We start from the raw sequence: 21,623 nt of genomic DNA, 5'->3' as shown, positions 1-21,623 counted from the left end.
CACGTTATTCAGCCAGGCGACCCGTGTGCTGCACGTCTTAATTCTCAACGTTGACGGCCACTGCTGCCAGATGTGCGTCGGATTTATAATGGCTTATCGTGCCCGGCATCCAGTACCGTTTTGTCATCCTGATTTGAAATTTTAGAAGCTTTAACGAACGTGGTCACGGCTTAATGTGGTCAACTCGCACGGTCGCTTATTCATCCGGCTGCAAGTCTCGACCTCAAAACACCTTACCGATCACCCGGTGACACTCGCCAATCCTCAGAGTGCTTAAAAGACGCGAATTAGCACAACCCCCACAATCATGACGAGCAAGCCCATCAACTGGACCCCCGAAATTGGGTTCTTTTTTGAAGCAAACCAGCCAAATTGGTCAATCATTAAACTACCGGCCATCAGTCCGACTAAAACAATGACGACCGCTAAACCAGTGCCAACGACCGGAACCAAGTAAACATTACCCAAAACATACAGCGCGCCAATCATGCCACCAATCCACACCCACCAAGGATTAGGCGTCTTAGTTGGCCTAATCAATTTGAATTGAGGTCGCAAGACTAACACGATGACGATCAGCCCCAGAGTACCAACTAAAAAAGAAACAAATGCCGCGTGCACTGTGGAGCCAAGCACCCGACCTAGGTGCCCATTGACCGCAGTTTGCATCGCACTGAGCATTCCGGCAACCACACCTAGTGCACGCCAAATTCCAAGGCCACTTTGGTCAGTGTCAGTAGCTGTATCTTTTTCCGCTGTTTCAGTGATTCGATTATGCCGCTGTTCGAGCCACCCCTGAGCCGCAACGGTGATGATGACTCCCGCCAAGACTAAAATTGCACCCAAAAATCGGGTCATCGTCAATGTACTTTGGGGTGAGTCGAACCAACCAAAATTATCAATCAATAGCCCGGCCAAAATTTGACCAAGCACGGGCATAATAACGGTTTGAACACTACCCAGCTTCGGAAACAACAAGATATTGCCAGTTAAGTAGACGACCCCCAACAGCCCACCCAGCCAAATCCAAACCGGTTGACTCGTAAATAACGTCGTCGAAAATCCTAAAGTATGGACATCAATTAGTGTCATTATCGCCAAAAACAACGTCCCCACAGCAAAAGATATTAGGGAGGCACCAAATGGAGATCCCACTGAATTGCGCAATCGCGAATTAATACTCGTTTGCATTGGTAACCCAATCCCGATTGCTAAGCCAACTAAAATTGCTAACATCGAATATTCCCTCATTTCTTTATCTTGTCTTAACAATCTGTCACAGGTTAATATTAGCACGAGCCGGTAACTAAAATAGTCATGAAAATCGTCTGGATAATCCAGCTTAATTTTCATGACTATTTTAAATATGCCAGCCATTTATGGCGCGTAATCCTAATCAGTCACTCCCCAGTGTTCTGGGTCCTGACGCCACGTATGCAGCGAAGCTAATTCCTCGTCATCAATGTAATCTGCTTGGCGAGCAACTTTGATTAGTTCAGGATAGTTGGACAAACTGAACAGCGGTAATGACACAGCGGCAAAATTTTGCGTTGCCGCATCCAAGGCATAACTGAAGATTGCCCCAACAGCCTGAATATCGCCACCTGCTGCTTGAACGGCCTTGGCCGCCTGTAACACACTGCCACCCGTCGAAATCAGATCATCCAGCATGACAACTTTTTGACCGGGCTTTAACACTCCTTCGATTTGGCGTCCAGCACCGTGATCCTTGGGTTTAGCACGAACGTAGATCAATGGTAGATTTAACAATTCCGCCACCCAGGCTGCATGGGGAATGCCAGCCGTTGCGACCCCCGCAATCACTTCGGTCGCCGGGTATTCACGCTTGATGATGGCGGCGATTCCGTGCGCGATATGCTGACGGACCGCCGGATAAGAAATCGTCAGCCGATTGTCCGTATAAATTGGACTTTTAATGCCACTGGCCCAGGTGAACGGGTCGTTTGGTCGTAGTGTAACGGCTTTAATCGTCAACAAATCAGTGGCGATAGTTGCTGCAATTTCACTCATATTAGTTACTCCATTCTGTCATAATATCTCGGTAAGCTTGAACTGGTTCTGCAGCCTGCGTAATTGGCCGCCCGATGACGAGACCGTTGCTCCCAGCCTTAGCAGCGGCAGCCGGTGTCATCACCCGTTGCTGGTCATCTGACTGCGCCGACGCTGGCCGAATTCCCGGCGTAATTCCGAGAAAATCAGCACCGACGGCCGTATGAATCGCCTGAACTTCTTGGGCGGAACAAATGACGCCATCACAGTCACTCGCCCGTGCTAGTTTGGCATAATGCACGACACTCGCCCGAACCGTTCCCATGATTTGCTGGTCCTGATTCAAAATAGCTTGATTAGTCGAAGTTAACTGCGTAATCGCTAATAACTTGGGGGCAGTGACTCCAGCGGCCATTGCACCCGCGACCAATCCTCGTTTGGCGGCTGAAAGCATCACGTGCCCACCCGCAGCATGAACCGTCGTATAGGTTACCCCTAACCGCCCGATCACCCGCATTGCGGATTCGACGGTATTGGGAATATCATGTAGTTTCAAATCTAAGAAAACCGCATGGCCGCGAGCTTGCACGTCCGTCACAATACTCGGTCCCGCTGCATAAAATAACTCCATGCCGATTTTGACAGTGACATGTAAATCAGCCGGAAATTGGTCTAAAAAAGCTAAGGCCCGTTCGGCGGTGGGAAAATCTAACGCAATGATAATTGGTCGCTTCATCCTTGGACCTCCTGAATCAACGCTTGCAAGCTGGTGATCCCGTACTGATCCATTGCCGCCGGTAATCCAGCAATAATGTCTGTACAAGCAGTCGGGTGACCATACGTTGCGGCCCCAACTTGAACAGCATTTGCACCAGCCAGGTAAAATTCCAACACATCAACCGGCGTGAACACGCCACCAACGCCAATAATCGGCAACTTGGTATGTTGACGCACGTCATGGATCATCCGAACAGCAAGTGGATGAATGGCTTTTCCAGATAAACCGCCCGTACCATGCGCTAAGATCGGTTGACGTGTGGCTAAATCGATGCCCATACCCGTTAACGTGTTAATCATCGTCAGTCCAGCCGCTCCACCAGCTTCGGCAGCGAGTGCAATTGGGACAATATCAGTGACATTCGGGGTCAGCTTCATGAAAACTGGTTTATCGACCGCGGCAACAATCGCCTTAGTCAACGCCGTTACCGTCGCTGGATCAGTTCCAAATGCTAGGCCGCCATGGTCGACGTTTGGACATGAAATATTGATTTCCAATAATTTGACGTTAGGTGCCGACGCCATTTTTCGTGCGACTGCCACGTATTCATCAAAGCTCGCCCCCGCGACACTCCCAATAATCGGTAAATCCGGATAATGAGTCGCTAACCACGGTAATTTATCGGCCAGCACATTGTCAATTCCGGGATTTTTGAGTCCAATTGCATTGAGCCACCCCGCGGTTGTTTCCGCGGTCGTTGGTCGTGGGTTGCCCGCTTTCGGTTCGGCGGTGGTCGACTTGATGACCAAGCCCCCCAACGCACTCAGGTCTAACTGTTGAGCCATCTGTTGACCATATGCCGCCGTACCACTAGCCGGCATAACCGGATTTTTGAACGTGACACCGGCTAAATTTACTGTTAATCGTCCCATCGTTTTCCTCCTATGATCAAGCTTATCGGCGGGTGTCCTGATTTAGAGCGCCTGCGTTACAAATGACTGTGATTCTCGTACTTGCAAAATTGCCGCGACCGTATCTAAGGCCGTAAACAATGGAATACCGTGCATAATTGACGTGTTTCGAATCAGGGTACCATCATTTTCAGCCTGTTCTTCATCCGAAACCGTATTAATGACGACTTGAATTTCGCCAGCTTCCATGCGATGCAGTAAATCATGCTCGCCACTATCGATCTTGTCGACGGTCGTAACGGGTAACCCGTGTGTGGTCAGAGCAGTCGCCGTTCCCCGAGTCGCTAGCAATTGGTAGCCCAACGCATGGAACCGCTTGGCTAACGCCACTGTTTCTGGCTTGTCTTCATCCCGGACAGTCAAAAGTACGTTACCATGGCTCGGCACGTGTAGCTTAGCCGCTTCAAAGGCTTTGTAAAGCGCCTTTGCCATCGTGACATCGCTGCCCATGACTTCACCCGTTGACTTCATTTCTGGTCCCAACAAACTATCCACACGATTCAACTTTGAAAATGAAAAGACCGGCGCTTTGACGTGTACTAAGGGACCCGGTGTGACCAAGCCAGTCTGATAACCTTGTTCAGCCAATGACTGGCCAAGGATTGCCCGAGTCGCAACTTGAGCCATCGGAATGTTCGTGACCTTGCTTAAGAATGGCACCGTCCGGCTCGCGCGCGGATTGACTTCAATCACATAAACTTGGTCGTCGTGGATTACGAATTGAATGTTCATCATCCCGACACAGTTGAGCGCAATGGCTAATTTTTCAGTATAATCCACAATTTGTGCTTGGACCGCCGCCGAAAGTGACTGTGGCGGATAAACGGCCATCGAATCGCCAGAATGGACACCCGCCCGTTCGATGTGTTCCATAATTCCCGGAATCAAGACTGTTTGACCGTCACAAATGGCATCAACTTCACATTCCTTCCCGACCAAATAACTGTCCACTAAAACGGGGTGGTCATGCGACACCTTGACCGCGTTATGCATGTAATAGTCTAAGTCGGTCCGCTTCTTGACAATTTCCATCGCCCGGCCACCAAGGACATAACTGGGCCGGACAAGGACGGGATAGCCCAACTTATCCGCAATAGCTAGCGCGGTTGCTTCATCACTTGCCGTATCACCAGCCGGTTGTGGAATAGCTAAAGCTTTGATGACCTTATCAAATTCGTCACGGTCTTCCGCACGGTTGACATCCGCCACACTCGTCCCTAATATTTTGATACCATGGTCAGCCAATGGTTTCGCTAAGTTAATCGCTGTTTGACCACCAAATTGCACAATCACGCCCACTGGTTTTTCAAGTTCGATCACGTTTAAGACATCTTCAATCGTCAGTGGCTCGAAGTACAATTTGTCTGATACTGAGAAATCGGTCGAGACGGTTTCCGGATTACTATTCATGATAATCGCTTCATAGCCAGCTTTTTGAATGGCTTTAACGGAGTGAACGGTAGCATAGTCGAATTCCACCCCTTGCCCAATGCGAATCGGCCCTGACCCTAACACTAAAACGGATGGACGTTTCGTGACAATACTCTCATTTTCAAACTCATAAGTGCCGTAGTAATAAGGTGTCTCCGAAGCAAACTCACCGGCACAAGTATCGACCATCTTATAAACGGGCGCTAGTTTGTGCGCTAAGCGGAAGTCGCGAACCTGATCGATTGTTTCGTGCCAATAGTCAGCTACCGTTTGATCGGCGAAGCCATTGCGTTTAGCAACAGTTAGTGTCTCTATGTCATCCGTATGGGTACGCAAAGCTTGTTCGATTTCAATAATGTGTAATAGTTTATCCAGGAAGAACACGTTGATCTTGGTGAGTTCGGCTAATTCATCAATCGGGTAACCGCGGCGAATTGCTTCCGTTAAGTAGAATAACCGATCATCCTGCGCATGAATGAGCTTATCGCTGAGTACATCATCATCAACACTACGCAAAGCGGGTTCTTCAACGTGGTGCACCCCAATTTCTAGTGATCGGACCGCCTTTAGTGTGGCTTCTTCAATATTGCGCCCAATCGCCATGACTTCGCCGGTCGCCTTCATCTGAGTGCCCAAACGACGATCAGCATGGGTGAACTTATCAAACGGCCAGCGAGGAATCTTGCAAACTACATAGTCCAACGCTGGCTCGAATTCAGCGTAAGTGGTTCCCGTCACCGGATTTTTAATTTCATCCAAATGCAAGCCGACTGCAATCTTGGCAGCCATCTTAGCAATTGGGTAACCAGTCGCTTTGGAGGCTAACGCTGATGAGCGACTGACCCGCGGATTTACTTCAATGATATAGTAATTAAAACTATTCGGATCGAGGGCCAACTGAACGTTACAGCCCCCCTCAATCTTCAACGCCCGAATAATCTTCAAAGCAGCATCCCGTAATAATTGCACTTCGCGATCTGCTAACGTTTGAACAGGTGCATAGACGATTGAATCACCGGTATGAATCCCCACGGGGTCAAAATTTTCCATATTGCAGACGACCATCGCATTATCCGCAGCATCACGCATAACTTCAAACTCAATTTCTTTGTACCCGGCAATACTTTGTTCGATCAGAACTTGGGTCACTGGTGATAACGCCAACCCATTTTCGGTAATGTCGTGTAACTGTTGGGGCGTCTCGGCGATGCCACCGCCAGTCCCCCCCATCGTAAAGGCTGGTCGCACGATGACCGGATAACCAGCTTGCTCAGCGAAAGCCAACGCTTCGTCAACCGTCCGCGCAATACCAGAAGCTGGCACGGGTTCGCCCAATTCTTCCATCAGTGCCTTAAACTGTTCCCGGTCTTCCGCCTGATCAATTGCGCTGAGCTTCGTTCCTAACAGTTCAATGTGCAACTCATCGAGAATACCCGATTTAGATAATTCCATCGCCATATTCAAGCCCTGCTGGCCGCCTAAAGTTGGCAAAATCGCATCCGGATGTTCTTTGCGGAGAATCTGTGAAACAAATTCAAGTGTAATTGGTTCCAAGTAGACCTGGTCCGCAATTTCTTTGTCCGTCATAATCGTTGCGGGGTTAGAATTGACCAAGACCACTTCATAATCGAGTTCTTTTAATGCCAGGCAAGCTTGTGTCCCAGAATAATCAAATTCTGCGGCCTGACCAATAATAATTGGTCCTGAACCAATTACCATAATTTTATGAATATCTGTCCGTTTAGGCATTGAATTGGCTTCCTTTCTGGGTTGCTTGATTAGCCGCCATCAAATCAATAAATTCGTCAAAAATATGATCAGCATCGTGAGGACCCGGCGCTGCGTCCGGATGATATTGCACGGAAAAGGCCGCGTAGTCGCGATGCCGCAAGCCTTCCACGGTACCATCATTAATCTCCTCATGGGTGATTAACAAGTCAGTCTGCGCTAATGAATCCCGATCCACCGCGTAACCATGGTTTTGCGACGTAAAATCAATCCGCCCAGTTGCAATCTCACGAACGGGATGGTTAAACCCACGATGTCCGAACTTCATCTTGAACGTGTCCGCACCGTTTGCTAGCGCAAAAAGTTGATGTCCGAGACAAATTCCAAATAGCGGCACATGTTTTTCCACTTCTCTGATCATCTCTAAGGCTCCCGGAATATCTTTGGGATCACCAGGGCCGTTCGTCAACATCACACCATCCGGATTCAAAGCCATGATTTCACTCGCCGTGGTATTGTACGGCAACACCGTCAAGTTGCATTGACGCTTTGCTAATTCGCGTAAAATCGAATGCTTCAACCCAAAGTCGACGACGACCACGTTGGGGCCTGTCGCTGGGTTGGGATAGGCGTTATTCGTTGAGCTCTGGGCAACAACGGCCCGATTTAATTCCGTGACTTTGAGCCGGTCAACCGTATCTGGTAAGACGTTATCGACGATGGTGGCCTTCATCGCGCCCTTCGTTCGGATATGTTTAGTAACCGCCCGCGTATCAATATCCATAATGCCAGGAATCGCATTCTGTTTTAGATAATCGTCCAACGACTGAGCATTACGCCAATTACTGGCTCGTCGGGCAACTTCGTGAACAACAACGCCCTTACAAGTTGGCTTGATTGACTCATGGTCATCCCGATTAATGCCGTAATTTCCAATCAAAGGATACGTAAACATCAAGATTTCGCCATTATAAGACTGGTCTGTGATCGACTCTTGATAACCACTCATGCCGGTATTAAAGACTAATTCACCAACCGTGGCCGTTGTCGCACCAAACCCCGTGCCGGGGTAAATCGTACCATCTTCAAGTACTAAGTATCGTTTCATGCTTGCGTTTCCTTTCCATATGCCAACTTACCGTCAACTAGTGTCATTAAGACGTTGCCATAAACGGGCCAACCGATAAACGGGGAATTGTGCCCCTTCGATAACATGGTGGCCGCTTCGATTTCATATTGATGATCTAAATCAATAATGGTTAGATCAGCCGGTGCCCCCACTACCAACCGGCCGGCTGTATTTAAGCCAAATAGTTCAGCCGGACGCGTGCTCATCAGTTCAATTAAACGACCGAGCGTCAGTAACCGGGTCTTGACCAGCGCCGTATATAGCGTGGCAAAGGCAGTCTCAATCCCAGTAATCCCGAAGGCTGCCGTCTTCATGCTGCCCTGTTTTTCGGCATCAGTATGCGGCGCATGGTCCGTCGCAATCATGTCGATCGTGCCATCCAACAATCCCGCAACTAACGCTGCGCGATCCTTGGCTGAACGCAACGGTGGATTCATCTTTAACATCGGGTTATCCATCGTAATATCTTCATCACAAAGGAGTAAATGATGGGGCGATACTTCACAAGTCACGTTGATGCCAGCTGCTTTCGCATTGCGAATCACGCGTAAACTTTCCGCCGTTGAGACGTGACAAACATGGTAGTGAACCCCACTCGCTTCCGCCAACATGACATCACGAGCCACTTGGGCCGCTTCTGAAACATTATTGATACCAGGCAATCCTAGCCGATCAGCAACGGGCCCCGCGTTCATCACGCCATGATGATAAAGCGAATCATCCTCAACGTGTGCCGCTAATGGCAACCCAACTTTAGCAGCACCTTGCATGGCTGCAAACATGGTTCCGGCCGTTTGAACACCGGAACCATCGTTACTGACGGCAAAGGCCCCCGCAGCTTTGATGCCGGCAAAGTCAACGAGCTGTTCACTAGTCCGCCCAGTCGTAATGCTGGCATATTGTGCGACGTGAACATGTGCTTCCTGCTGATTACGCGCCACCATCGTCGCGACCCGCTCAGATGTATCGGGTACCGGATCCACATTAGGCATTGCTCCGACCGTTGTGAAACCGCCATGCGCCGCGGCTAACGTTCCGGTCGCAATCGTTTCCTTCGCTGTTTGACCAGGATCGCGTAAATGGACGTGTACGTCGACAAAGCCCGGACTAACAAAGTGCTGATCGGCACAAATGACGTGATCCGCCGGTCCAAACTGATCGTGCAGTTGATGCCCGATCGCCTTAATTCGGCCCTCGGCAATCAGGATATCCGTTGTTTGTAACTGCCCTGCTTGCCACACTTGAGCATTCTTAATTAATGTTGTCATGCGTTAAACCTCCACTTGAGTTGCTGAAATTAATCCTTGATGAGCGAGGACGCTCGCCACCATTGCCATCCGAATATAAACACCATTCGTCATCTGCTGAAAAATTCGTGATTGCGGCGCTTCAACTAAGTCACTCGCTAGCTCAACACCTCGATTAACGGGGGCCGGATGCATGATAATCGCATGCTTGGGCATTCGTGCGGCGCGCTCAGCTGTTAAACCATACTGTTGATGGTAGGCAGACGCATCGAAGGTCTGATTGTTCACTTGCGATAATCGTTCGTGTTGGACACGTAATAACATCATGACGTCCATCGTTGCGACTAACTGGTCCATCGTCTGATATTCGCCGTATGCTTCAAAGTCACGGCCATACCATTCTTTGGGGCCGCCAAAGTAAACCTGGGCTCCTAGTTGCGTCAGTAACGCCATATTGGAACGGGCCACACGTGAATGGGCCAAGTCACCCACAATAGCTATCTTTAAACCATCAAAATGACCAAATTCTTCATAAATAGTTAGCATATCCAACAACGATTGTGACGGATGTTGCCCACTACCATCACCAGCATTGATCAAACTCATGTCAAACCCGGCGTCGAGAAGTGGTTGATAATAACGATCGCGTTGATGCCGAACCACTGCCAAGTTGACGCCAATGGCTTCAATCGTTTTCAAAGTATCCAGCAAGCTTTCGCCCTTAGTCACGGAACTAGTCTTTGGGTCAAACGGAATCACCTGTAATCCTAATCGTCGTTCGGCCATCTCAAAACTTGTATGTGTGCGGGTGCTATTCTCAAAAAATAAGTTCATCGCAAACGTTGGCTGTGACAGTTGTACCGTTTTCCCATTCTTGAAAGCTTGGGCCAACTTCAAGTAGGCCATCACGTCCTGATTACTAAATTGTTCAACACTAACTAGGTTTTGACTCGTTTTCATGGCTATTGCCGTCTCCTTTGTATATAAAAAAAGTCTAGCTTCCGCAAAAATGTTTGCAAAGAGGCTAGACTCCGATTAAGTGGTCACGCATGGCCAAACCGTTTCGTTCCTCTCTGGAAACAATTAAATGGTTTTATTCAATTAAATCATTCTTCTAATTTTTCAATACTAATTCCATCATGTCCGTCGTGTTCTTCAAGGGCGACACTGACTTGTTCATCCAAGGCCGTTGGAATATTTTTACCAATAAAATCAGGCCGGATCGGTAATTCACGATGTCCACGATCGACTAAGACCGCTAACGAAATCTTTGCGGGACGTCCATGGTCCATCAAGGCATCTAGCGCAGCCCGAACTGTCCGACCTGTAAATAAGACATCATCGACCAAGATAACGTGTTTGCCATTGATATCAACCGGAATATCAGCACCATTTAGCTTCGCTTGACCGGCAACATCAACCGCATGATGATCATCCCGATATAACGTGATATCTAACGAACCAACTGGCACGTCAACGCCTTCCAACTGTTTCAATCGTTGCGCTAACCGCTGGGCCAAAAAAATCCCACGAGTCTTGATACCGATAAATACCAGGTTACCAACACCCTTATTCTGCTCAATAATCTCATAAGTGATCCGCGTCAGCGCGCGGCGCATGGTCATTGCATCAACGACTTCTCGTGCCATTAGTTTGTCAGCTCCATTTCTGTAATTTCACCTTAATCCACGGGGTAAAAAAAGAGTCACCCCGTTTTCCTGCGAAAAGCGTGGGAGACCCTACATGACCGTTCCCCTTGTTAGCCTCACAGGACTAAGTTAAAGGTGCTTGTTTAATTGGACTAAGTGTAACGAACTCCACCACAACTGTCAAGGACTAATCAACTTAAGTCGCGTTAATTATCTGACGACTTTGGTCATTTGCCCTTTATGTTGACAAGCATCATTCAGGAACCTGACGAGTTCAATAGATTTCCAATCGTGACACGTGATCGTCTTATTCCGGCCTCTAAGAATAAATGATGAGCGGTCGCCTAATATTAGTACCATTGGTCGTTGAATCCGTTGATATTAGAACTTCAATTAAAGCTGGGAGACCATCAATTCACTTTAATGACTGTTTCAATCTTAACGTGCTAATTTAGCAACAAATGGTCTATCAAAATATCATTATATGCGAAATCTACCCTTTATGAGCAACAACAAACTCAGCAAAAGTTAAGTCCACCCATCACTTGAACACCACCTCGACTGAAAGGCGTTGCTGACAATACTCAGCACTGGAAGCCGGTGAAGTTCAGACGGGTTGAAACTGAAGATTATCTCAGCGGCAACGTTGAGGGGTGAACTTTCACTTAGCTAACTGGAAGTCTCAACCCGAGCGAATCCCGTTTCTGTATGTCGGCATCCAACGCCCTAACCAGGTGAATTTACACTAAACAAAACTTTCTTCAGCAGTCCTGCGCCGGCTACTCCTGCGCTTAGGATAAACCTTTCCAATACTTAAATTCCTTAACCCATAACACTGGTTCGACGCTTCATTTGTTTTTAATCTATTTTTCATTTAATTATAGTCAAACTGCCAAATTATCGGTATACTACTTGTTAAAGATAACTAATTTTAGGGGGACTTACCATGCGTTTACAAACACTATTACAAACACCATCAATGCAACATATGCGGGTAATTGCGGGTGAACGCGGTCTCAAACGCGAAATTAGTAATATCGGAATGATCGAGTCACCTGACATTGCTGACTACCTTGCTAATGGTCAGTTTTTGATTACGAACGGCTATCCCTTCGTCAATACAACCACCGACCCACTAACTTTGATCAAGGCGATGCACAATGCCAACTGTGCTGGTCTCGGATTTAAGGATCATCGTTACGTTGACCATTTACCAAAAAAAGTGATTGAATTAGCGAACGAACTCGCTTTTCCAATCATTATTACGCCCGGTGATGAGTTGATTTCTGAAACCATGCGCAAAATGCTGAGCATCATCTTAAAGTCACAAACTAATGAGCTCAGTCGCATCGTCAAGGCAAACCAAACACTAGCGGATTTGTTGCTCAAAGACCCAACCAACACCACGGTCTTGAATAAATGTAGCGAGCTAATTCATCATCCTCTCTTCTTAATGGATAGTCATTTTCGGGTGGTCAGTGCTTCCCAAGATTTACCGATGACCCGCAATACCTTGACTGATTTTTTACGCAATCAAACCGATATCGACTATTTCAACCTCAATACCCGCGTCATTCTCCCTTACCAAACAAATGACCTGACCATCATGCCACTATTTTCGGCTTATAAGGAAAATAAGGCCTTTGTAGGCGTCGTCGACTTGGACCCGGCCAACTCAACTGATCAGATGCTGACGCAAGTCGTCTTAAACACCTTGAGTTTCGTCAATGGTCGGGTGGACATGTTAAACGAATCCGCATTCCGCAACCAAAGTGGTTTCTACTTAAACGTAATGGATGGCGGTATTTCAAACGACCTCGTGAATAAGACTCTGAAAGCCCGCAATATTGATCCGAGTACGAAGTTCCACTGCGCCACCATTTTAGTCACGACTAATCACCAGGCCCTCTTAAGTAACCATCTCTTGGAACAGGTTCAGCAACTGACACTGTGGTTTATTAAAGAATACCAAGCATCCGTCATTGTTTTTTCATTAAAGCAGCAATTGGTCTTATTAATCAATGACCAGCAAAATGCCCAGCACTTTCTGACCGCCCTCGTTCAATTTATTCAGCCAAAGTTGGACAGACAGGCGCGTTTGATTGCTGGTTACAGTTATTCGACTCTACCACTAACCGAACTCGCAACAACCTATAATGAAGCGACAGAAGCCTTGGCACTCAGCAAAAACAGTCCCCACGCAGTCACGATCTATCGGCCCAAGTACGTCAAGGAACTAATTTCACTGATTCCACAAAATGAAGCGCGATCGTTTGTCGAACGGGTTTTAGGTGGACTCGTCAGTGGTGTCAGTGCGAATGAACAACTTAATCTACTCACGACCCTGTATGGCTATTTTTATTACCATCAAAACATTGCCGAAGTGGCCGGCCACCTAGATATTCACCGCAATACGGTGATTTACCGCCTTAAAAAGATCGAAAAAATGCTAACGTTGAACTTGGACGATCCTGAACAGACCCAAACACTAGAAATGGCAGTGCTACTTTGGCATAATCAACAATCACAAAAGTGAACGTTTTCATTTTCATCTTCCAAAAAAATATCGTTTTCACGAACATTAATTTATTCGGCTACATTTGTATTCGGTTTTCATCTGTGCTAGAATAAGTCTCATTCAAATAAGTGGTAATTGCCTATATAATGTCATGATATGGTTGACGAGTTTCTACCCAACCCCGTAAAGGTTGGACTATAAGCAAACGAGGTCATCCCGTTTGCCGGGGTGACTTTTTTTATAGGCAAATCAGCTTAATCGAGAGAGGAAGATTGATTTGAAGGAAGTATCCGCAGCACCTAAAATTACCAATGTTAAGGCGGCCATTTTAGGGTTTCAACATCTGTTAGCTATGTATTCGGGTGATGTGCTCGTGCCATTATTGATTGGCGCGGCCTTGCATTTCAGCCAAGAACAATTAACTTACCTAGTCTCAATCGACATTTTCATGTGTGGGATCGCAACGTTCCTACAATTAAAACGTACACCACTAACAGGAATCGGGCTTCCCGTCGTGCTTGGCTGTGCCGTTCAAGCCGTCAATCCGTTGATTCAAATCGGTAAAACATATGGGCTGGGGACCATGTATGGCTCAATCATTGGTGCTGGTATTTTTATTTTTCTGATTGCCGGCTTATTTTCAAAGATCAAGAACCTCTTTCCACCAGTCGTTACGGGATCGCTAATCACAATTATTGGATTCACGCTGATTCCGGTCGCCTTCCAAAATCTTGGTGGCGGCGACACCAGTGCCAAGGATTTCGGTAACTTGCAAGCACTTGGCATTGGTTTTCTCACCATCGCAATTATTTTATTAATTAGCGTGTTTGCACGTGGCTTCATGAAATCCGTTTCGATTCTGATTGGTATTTTAGTTGGGACTTTGATTGCCGGGGCAATGGGGATGGTTTCTTTAAAACCCGTCGCTGAAGCTAGCTGGTTCCATTTACCGACCCTCTTTTACTTTGGGACCCCGCACTTTGAATGGTCATCCATTTTGACCATGATCCTTGTCTCCTTAACAACGATGGTTGAATCGACCGGGGTCTTCTTTGCCCTTGGCGACATTACCGGTCGTAAAATTGAAGGCGACGATTTAAAACGTGGTTACCGGGCAGAAGGAATTGCCGTCATCCTCGGTGGCTTGTTCAGTACCTTCCCCTATTCAACGTTTTCTGAAAATGTCGGCGTCGTTCAATTATCTGGTGTCAAGACGCGAAAGCCAATTTACTTTTCCGCTGCGTTCTTAGTTGTATTGGGCCTACTGCCTAAGATTGGTGCGCTAGCGACGATTATCCCCGACCCAGTACTTGGTGGCGCCATGGTCGTCATGTTCGGGATCGTTGGCATTCAAGGGATTCGAATGTTAGCTCAAGTCGATTTCCGCAATAACAATAATTTACTCGTGGCAGCCGTTTCGATTGGTCTTGGTTTGGGCGTCACGGTGCAAACCAATATCTTCCAATTCTTACCTGGTGCACTTCAAATCATGTTGAGCAACGGGGTGGTCGTTGGTAGTGTAGCCGCAGTTGGCCTTAACTTACTCTTCAACCGCCACGCAGCCGAAAACACGATTGATGATGAATCAGTCGGTCTCAATGAAACAGAACAACCTTAATTATGACGCTTAATAACAGCGGTTCACGGTCCTAATCTGGCAGTGAACCGCTGTTTTTTTGTTCTGCTACTTAATAGCCGCTCTCATTCTATTGATTGCTTTATACTGCCATTTTTTGCTGAATGTCAAGCGTCGTACCGATGAAGACTTTTTTTAAAGTAACTTTCTTTCGACTTGGCATAAAACTTGCCCATGCTGCCGAAGAGTCATCTAAACCTGGTCCATTCCAAAAACAAGCCATCGTGAGGCAATAAACTGATTAATCCCCTGTTACCCTAAAAATCAGTATGTTATACTAGACAATTGTTGAATTGTTAGTTTTTTATTAATTTTAGGAGTGGGTCATTATTCTAGAACAATTATTTCATTTGCGTGAAAACCGCACTTCAGTCCGCCGCGAGTTGATTGGTGGTCTGACGACCTTTTTAGCCATGTCATATATTTTGGCCGTAAATCCCGAACTATTGGGAAGTACTGGTATGAGTAAGACCGCCGTCTTCACCGCAACGATTTTAGCGGCCATCGTTGGTTGTCTCTTGATGGGGCTAGTTGCCAATTTTCCCGTAGCATTAGCACCGGGGATGGGGCTGAATGCCTTCTTTACTTATACAGTTGTCCAGGAATGGCACATTCCTTGGCAAACCGCTTTGGCGGGAGTCTTTGTTGCCGGAATTCTTTTCATCCTACTAACGCTCTCCAAGTTACGCGATAAACTGATCAACTTGATTCCAAGTGCGCTAAAATACGCCGTATCTGCCGGAATTGGCTTGTTCATTGCTTTTTCAGGACTACAAACCTCTGGGATTATCGTTGCGAATAAGTCCAACGCGGTCGCCCTGGGTAACTTGCACAGTCCCACCGTTTTGTTGGCGATTTTCGGGATTATCGTCGGCATCATGCTAGTCACCGCTAATGTAACTGGTGGTATTTTCTGGGGCATGTTCATCACCGCCGCAGTCGGAATGATCTTCGGGATTATTCCCCTACCAACTGGGATTATCAGTGGGGTTCCGAGCGTTCAACCGATTTTTGGTCAAGCCGTGACACACCTTGGTAATATTAATTCGTTTCAAATGATCATTGTCATCCTGACGTTCTTCATCATTGGCCTTTTCGATACGTCGGGAACCTTGGTTGGGGTGGCAACCGAAGCCGGCATGGTGGACAAAGAATCCGGCGAAGTCAAAGGCGTTGGTAAAGCGCTCTTTAGTGGTGCACTCGCCACAACTTTAGGAGCAGTCTTTGGCACGTCACCGACAACGGCTTATGTTGAATCGACTTCCGGCGTTGCCGTGGGGGCCCGTACTGGGTTATCTTCCGTCTTCGTTGCCCTCTTGTTTGCCATCGCCGCCTTTTTCTCTCCAATTTTGACGGTGATTACGTCCGCGGTGACCGCTTCAGCCCTGATTATCGTTGGTATTTTAATGTTATCAAACGTTCAATATATTGATTGGACCAAGTTTGAAATCGCCGTCCCAGCCTTTTTCACCATGATTATGATGCTACTAACTTACAGTATCTCAGAAGGTTTGGCCGTTGGCTTTATCTTCTACCCAATCACCATGACGGTCAAAGGCCGTTGGCGTGAAGTAAACGCCCTCATGTGGACGATGATGGTCGTCTTCATTCTCTACTTTGCATTTGTCGCTTAGAACTGATGGTTCGCTAAGCAATGATGGCAGTCTAAAACACCCCTGAGTCTTTAACTCAGGGGTGTTTTTTAGTAGGCACGGCTGCATCTAACGCCTACTAGTGTTTAAGAACTTGTTGATTATGGTAATCTTCAGCGTAGACTTGGGCAAAGTCAGCAAGTTTAACATCGCCTAATCGAGGTTGATGTGCTCGATAATCCGCGTAAAAATCGTGGTCACGCTGGTAAGCGACCGTTTTAACATATTCCCGTGCAAATGCGACCGGGGTTCCGGCAGTCACTAAATGATCTTGCATGACCTCATCAGGCACTTGTGAAACGCGCAAATCCGGCATTTTAAGAGCCTGTGACAGTGCGGAAGCAACTTCCAAATAAGTTTTCTCATCACTCGCAACATATGTCACCGTTTGCCCCGGTGTCGGTTCGGTCAGCGCCTTAATCAGTACAGTTGTAACGTCGACCGGCGCAACCCACACGTTCTTAACAGCCAAATTGGCATTTGTGTAGATTCGATGACTCTTTTTAACGGTTGGCACACTGCTCAGTAAATTATAGTACATTGCCGTTGGGCGGATAAACGTTAAGTCCACGTCTGGTAAAGCGGTTGTTAACGTTTGTTCGATAATATGATACATGTAAAGTGCACCGACTTCTGGTCCCAAGTCGGCCCCCACGCTACTCAGATTCACCACTCGTTTTACGCCGGCTGCCTTGATCGCGGCGGCATAGATGTCCGCTTGTCGTTTGGCAGCGGTATAAAGATCATCACTCGCCGCTATACCAGTTACCATGAGGTATACCACGTCAGCGCCCATGAACGTCTTGGTCAAAAACGCTTCGTCATCAAGTCGACCAATGGCAGGGGTTGCGCGAAAAACCTTTATCAAACTACTGCGAGTTGCTTGATGACTGATGACCGTCACTTCATGACCAGCATGGGTCAGCTTAGGTACCAAGGTCTGGTTAATACGACCGATTGAACCCGTTAAAACAATTTTCATTTTATGATAACCCTCTTCTATACTTATTAAATTATCCGTCAAAGTCATTATCGATTATAAGCGACCACTAAAACCCCGTCAATCACTGGTGGTTTAGTTGGCTAAACAGTGTTGATGTGCGGTTGCGTGATTCGTTCATAAGACAGGACTGATTAACGTTAATCAAAAATCATTTCTATTTATCAAGAGATAATTTTTGTTGAAACTGTGCAAAATTAGGCCTATAATGTCAAAATGTTTGACACTGTCAACTACGACGGTTAGTCGTCTTTCCTGTTACCATAAGTTTTTCTTACGGAGATTATATTAGATGAGTCTAGCACAATTAGAAATAGGATTACTGTGGTTGACAGGCTCAATTGCGGTCATCTTCATCCTGACGATTGGTACTTATTATTGGTACTCCCGCAAACGTTCCAACAATTACCTTGAAAATGATGATTTTAATCTACGCTACTTTATTCAAAAACAAGTCGATTTTCGTGGCCGCACTACCGGCTATGAATGTCTCCTGCGTCAACAAAATACTGATGGTTCGTGGTCATTACCACCACAACTTGACTCACTTCCACTTCAGCGGGTGATCTTCCTGCTTGAAGATACCTTTAAGGCGCTACCTGATGAAGCGATTACGTTATCAATCAATTTAGAATACGAACAAATCATCAGTCCCGAATTCCGTTATTTTGTTCGCTGGGCAATTGCGAACATCGAACCGATGCACTTGGCAATTGAGTACACACCTCAATACCAACCGCGTCGTATCAATAAACGCCTATTTCGGCGACGAATTCGTGAAGCCCGCGGTTACGGCATGCAGTTTGGAATCGATAACGTCGGTGCAAGTCTAGCCAATCTTAAAAACATTCAGTGGCTTTTAAAAGATATCGACACGCTCAAATGCTCAATGCGCTCATTTCGCAAGGAAGACCCATCCGTCTGGCTGGACCTGAACCTCCAATTCTGGAATCAGCTCTCTAAGGAAAACAATATTGATCTAATTCTAATGGGAATCGAAAATGAGGCCGATGAACAACTCGCCGAGCAACTGCAAATCAGCATTCGCCAAGGCTACTTATTCGGCCATCCAATCAATCCCCAGCAATCAACCACAAAGGAGAACCACGATGCCTAAACCAACCACTGATGATGTTAATCGGCAACAACTATACTCTGATGCGTACTTTGACACTGGCCATTGGGGACTCAAGATTCGCCAAACGATCGTTGGTATCGTGGGTTGGATCGCAGTGATTGTGCCCATCACCGTGACAGTCCTTTCCATTTGGTCAAGTTATAATCCACACATTCCGCGTTTCTGGCACTACCATGAAGGTCTTTTCGAATTTAAGTTCATCGGTATCTTACTGGCCTTTTGCTTTGCACTCGCATCCCTTTTTGCAGTGACCATGACCATTATACAGAATCGTAAGCGTGAACGTGTCGTTGAACAGTGGCCAACCTTTAATCCCATTAATCAGAAAAAACGGCAGCAACTGCTCGCTCAGTTCATGGCGGACCGTTTCGGCAATGCCGAATTTCGTGAACATACCCGCCACTACCGGGTCAAGCCAGAACAAAATCTCGATACTAATCAGATTCAGCAACTTTATCAACAAAATAATTTAGACGATATTAACGATTAACCAGGGGGCGCCATGACAAATATTTTTATTGACCACATATTCGCCGCAACCTTATTTAAATCGGTAATCAACATCGCACTCCTGATTTTATGCCTCTACCCCATCGTTGGCTCTTTTTTCTGGTTCGCCGGCGCGCTATCCTACCGCTTTATCAAGACCAATAAGCGTGATGATGACTGGCAGTACATTCCGGCTGAACAGCAACCAATGATTACCATCATGATCCCGGCGCACAACGAAGAAGTCATGATTGAAGAAACCATCACATACTTATTTACCCAGCTCAATTATACGAACTACGAGGTCCTAGTCATGAACGATGGTTCGACTGACAAGACGGCCACCATTATTCAACGGTTGCAGTCCGTCTATCCACGGCTACGAACCGTTGAAATTGAGAAAAACAAGGGCAAGGCCCACGCCTTCAATATTGGCATGTACTTTGCCCAGGGTGAGTATATTCTCAGCAACGACGCTGATACGATTCCAGAAAAGGACGCCCTGATGAAGTATATGAATTTCTTCATCCATGACCGCGATATGAATACATCCGCCGTCACCGCCAATATGGATGTTCAAAATCGAACGTCGCTTTTAGGTAAATCTCAAACCGTTGAATTCTCTAGTATCGTCGGTGTTATCAAGCGGAGTCAAACTTCCATCAACGACTCTATGTACGCGTATAGCGGGGCAAATACCCTCTACCGCAAACAATTTCTAATTGACGTTGGTGGCTTTCGACAAAATCGCGCGACGGAAGATATCAGTATTGCCTGGGATCACCAAATGGTGGGCGCCGTCCCGCGGTTTGCCCCTAACATCGTCTTCCATATGAACGTCCCCACCACAATCCGAGACCTTTATCATCAACGCAAACGTTGGGCACAGGGTGGCACGGAAGTGTGGTTAACGAACATTAAGAAATTCATTTTCCACCCAATCGTTCATCGCTATCAACTATCAATGTTCGTCGATTCGACGTTGTCAATCATCTGGTCCTTTTTCTTCGTCATCACTTCCTTGATGTTTTTGATTCTGATGGGTTACTTCCTGATAACCGGCAATTTTGAACGAGTCTACCACGGCTTGATGTTGTCATTTGTCTTTGTTAGTTTTGAACTATTGGCCGGGTTCATGCAACTGTTAGCGGCACTCCTGTTGGACCATCATGGTGCGAAACTAAAGTACTGGTTCTTCGCCCCACTCTACATGTTATTTTACTGGATGATCAATCCTATCACCGTCGTTGCAACGTTTATTCCTGCACTCAAAACCATTCTGGGCTTTGGCTCCGGAACGTGGGTCAGCCCGAAGCGACAGTCATTGCAGGGTAAAAAGTAAAACGGTGTCGCTATTAACGCTTTCAATAATCGATAACGGGTCTACTGGTGCGAGAACTTGCAACCAGCCCAACCAAAAACGTGCACTTACCTGAGTGATAACTGACTCAGGTAAGTGCACGTTTTAATATTAATCCCTTTTGATCGTTTTCTTAGCTATGCAAACGGAGCTGCCCAGGCCACCCTGTGACTAGCTACGCTGAGTAACAGGTCCCATGTGTCACGTGCCACTGAACACAGAGATCGGCAGGTAAATCACGAACGGCCTCACGACTTACCTGTGTGCCAAGTTCAGTAATTGATCGCCCTTGCTGACTGCCGAGGCCCTGGCGATTCAGCTGAATCGTCCGCGCACCAACTCGATACAAGTCACTCATGATCTGGTGGTAGGCTGCGGCCAAGTCATGCACCATTTCCGTATCTGATTGATAGACTCGATTAAGTGCGCGCGCATTATCGGACCGTTTGAGTTCTGCCAAGCACAGCTCGGGAGCAGGCAAGATTTGTTTATCCACAGTTCCACCACTGATTTGATTGCGCATGAATTCAAAATGCGCAACGGCAGGATGGTTGAAGCCACTGATTTTACCGGTCAACGCGAGCGCCGGTACCGAACCTATCCCGGATTGGGTGATGCCTTGTAGCCCCCAGAAAAAGTTAAAGTGCCACCAATTTAGATTATGCGGCTTATCAACCGGTTTCCGAATATGATGCATAAAAGCAGCGTCCTCCATCCGTTTAAGTCCCGCCGCATTAATATTCAGCGTTGTTGTGCCCCGATGCAACCCTTTTTGAGACCGCATTGCCATTTGCCAACCATGTACACGGTGCCTAACCATCATCATCAATGTGCCAAATTCCATGCCCGTTTAGCCTCCAAATTAATTGCATTCTGCCAATATAAAAATCGTCCCCTACTGCTTAAAAAGGACGATTTCAACGTTTGGGTCAGCCTTTAACTGCCAA

17 protein-coding genes and 1 riboswitch are annotated in these 21,623 nt (G+C 46.9%); of the genes, 6 read left to right on the top strand and 11 right to left on the bottom strand.

What is annotated here, in order from left to right:
* Nucleotides 1–273: 273 nt before the first annotated feature.
* The 9 genes from E5260_RS03990 to pyrR form a co-directional block, all read right to left on the bottom strand.
* Complete coding sequence (locus E5260_RS03990; protein ID WP_003644717.1) at nt 274–1,377, bottom strand: DMT family transporter; 1,104 nt, start codon at nt 1,375–1,377, stop codon at nt 274–276.
* Nucleotides 1,378–1,392: 15 nt separating this feature from the next.
* Nucleotides 1,393–2,031 carry an orotate phosphoribosyltransferase gene (gene pyrE, locus E5260_RS03985; RefSeq protein WP_003642611.1) on the bottom strand — a complete coding sequence of 213 codons (639 nt, stop codon included), beginning with the start codon at nt 2,029–2,031 and terminating at the stop codon, nt 1,393–1,395.
* Nucleotide 2,032: 1 nt separating this feature from the next.
* Complete coding sequence (gene pyrF, locus E5260_RS03980) at nt 2,033–2,746, bottom strand: orotidine-5'-phosphate decarboxylase (RefSeq protein WP_003642610.1); 714 nt, start codon at nt 2,744–2,746, stop codon at nt 2,033–2,035.
* Nucleotides 2,743–3,660 (bottom strand): dihydroorotate dehydrogenase, encoded by a 918-nt coding sequence (locus E5260_RS03975; RefSeq protein WP_003642609.1) that lies wholly within the window; start codon nt 3,658–3,660, stop codon nt 2,743–2,745. Before E5260_RS03975 ends, pyrF begins: the two co-directional genes overlap by 4 nt.
* Before the next feature lie 42 nt (nt 3,661–3,702).
* A complete protein-coding gene (gene carB, locus E5260_RS03970; protein WP_003642608.1) occupies nt 3,703–6,879 on the bottom strand; it encodes a carbamoyl-phosphate synthase large subunit in 3,177 nt (1,058 codons plus the stop codon).
* A complete protein-coding gene (locus E5260_RS03965) occupies nt 6,872–7,966 on the bottom strand; it encodes a carbamoyl phosphate synthase small subunit (protein WP_003642607.1) in 1,095 nt (364 codons plus the stop codon). The genes carB and E5260_RS03965 overlap by 8 nt, the downstream gene beginning before the upstream one ends.
* Complete coding sequence (locus E5260_RS03960; RefSeq protein WP_003642606.1) at nt 7,963–9,255, bottom strand: dihydroorotase; 1,293 nt, start codon at nt 9,253–9,255, stop codon at nt 7,963–7,965. Before E5260_RS03960 ends, E5260_RS03965 begins: the two co-directional genes overlap by 4 nt.
* A gap of 3 nt (nt 9,256–9,258) precedes the next feature.
* A complete protein-coding gene (locus E5260_RS03955; RefSeq protein ID WP_003642605.1) occupies nt 9,259–10,194 on the bottom strand; it encodes an aspartate carbamoyltransferase catalytic subunit in 936 nt (311 codons plus the stop codon).
* A gap of 146 nt (nt 10,195–10,340) precedes the next feature.
* The gene (pyrR, locus tag E5260_RS03950) at nt 10,341–10,883 is read right to left on the bottom strand and encodes a bifunctional pyr operon transcriptional regulator/uracil phosphoribosyltransferase PyrR (RefSeq protein WP_003639428.1); all 543 of its coding nucleotides are present in this window, start codon (nt 10,881–10,883) and stop codon (nt 10,341–10,343) included.
* A 946-nt stretch (nt 10,884–11,829) separates the two neighbouring features.
* Between pyrR and E5260_RS03945 the strand changes: the two genes are divergently transcribed.
* The 3 genes from E5260_RS03945 to E5260_RS03935 all read left to right on the top strand — a co-directional run bounded on the left by E5260_RS03945 (nt 11,830) and on the right by E5260_RS03935 (nt 16,671).
* Complete coding sequence (locus tag E5260_RS03945) at nt 11,830–13,419, top strand: PucR family transcriptional regulator (protein ID WP_003642604.1); 1,590 nt, start codon at nt 11,830–11,832, stop codon at nt 13,417–13,419.
* Between the two features lie 101 nt (nt 13,420–13,520).
* A riboswitch (purine riboswitch) is annotated at nt 13,521–13,619 on the top strand.
* 59 nt (nt 13,620–13,678) lie between these two features.
* Nucleotides 13,679–15,019 (top strand): nucleobase:cation symporter-2 family protein, encoded by a 1,341-nt coding sequence (locus tag E5260_RS03940; RefSeq protein WP_003642603.1) that lies wholly within the window; start codon nt 13,679–13,681, stop codon nt 15,017–15,019.
* A gap of 344 nt (nt 15,020–15,363) precedes the next feature.
* On the top strand, nt 15,364–16,671 hold the full coding sequence (locus E5260_RS03935) for an NCS2 family permease (protein WP_003644722.1): 1,308 nt from the start codon (nt 15,364–15,366) through the stop codon (nt 16,669–16,671).
* Between the two features lie 97 nt (nt 16,672–16,768).
* Here the strand turns inward: E5260_RS03935 and E5260_RS03930 are convergent, their stop codons facing one another.
* Complete coding sequence (locus tag E5260_RS03930; RefSeq protein WP_003644723.1) at nt 16,769–17,671, bottom strand: NmrA family NAD(P)-binding protein; 903 nt, start codon at nt 17,669–17,671, stop codon at nt 16,769–16,771.
* 310 nt (nt 17,672–17,981) lie between these two features.
* Between E5260_RS03930 and E5260_RS03925 the strand changes: the two genes are divergently transcribed.
* From E5260_RS03925 to E5260_RS03915, 3 genes are read left to right on the top strand one after another with little or no spacing between them, the layout of a single operon-like run.
* On the top strand, nt 17,982–18,806 hold the full coding sequence (locus E5260_RS03925) for an EAL domain-containing protein (protein ID WP_003642599.1): 825 nt from the start codon (nt 17,982–17,984) through the stop codon (nt 18,804–18,806).
* Nucleotides 18,799–19,317 (top strand): hypothetical protein, encoded by a 519-nt coding sequence (locus E5260_RS03920; protein ID WP_003642598.1) that lies wholly within the window; start codon nt 18,799–18,801, stop codon nt 19,315–19,317. The genes E5260_RS03925 and E5260_RS03920 overlap by 8 nt, the downstream gene beginning before the upstream one ends.
* Before the next feature lie 12 nt (nt 19,318–19,329).
* Nucleotides 19,330–20,658: a glycosyltransferase family 2 protein gene (locus tag E5260_RS03915; protein WP_003642597.1), complete on the top strand. Its 1,329-nt coding sequence runs from the start codon at nt 19,330–19,332 to the stop codon at nt 20,656–20,658.
* A gap of 193 nt (nt 20,659–20,851) precedes the next feature.
* Here the strand turns inward: E5260_RS03915 and E5260_RS03910 are convergent, their stop codons facing one another.
* Nucleotides 20,852–21,520 (bottom strand): uroporphyrinogen decarboxylase/cobalamine-independent methonine synthase family protein, encoded by a 669-nt coding sequence (locus tag E5260_RS03910; RefSeq protein WP_003642596.1) that lies wholly within the window; start codon nt 21,518–21,520, stop codon nt 20,852–20,854.
* Nucleotides 21,521–21,623: the final 103 nt, after the last annotated feature.

It is taken from the genome of Lactiplantibacillus plantarum, assembly GCF_014131735.1.
Lineage (GTDB): Bacteria > Bacillota > Bacilli > Lactobacillales > Lactobacillaceae > Lactiplantibacillus > Lactiplantibacillus plantarum.
Note: the sequence above shows the minus strand (reverse complement) of the source record. Positions and strands in the feature narration are given on the sequence as shown.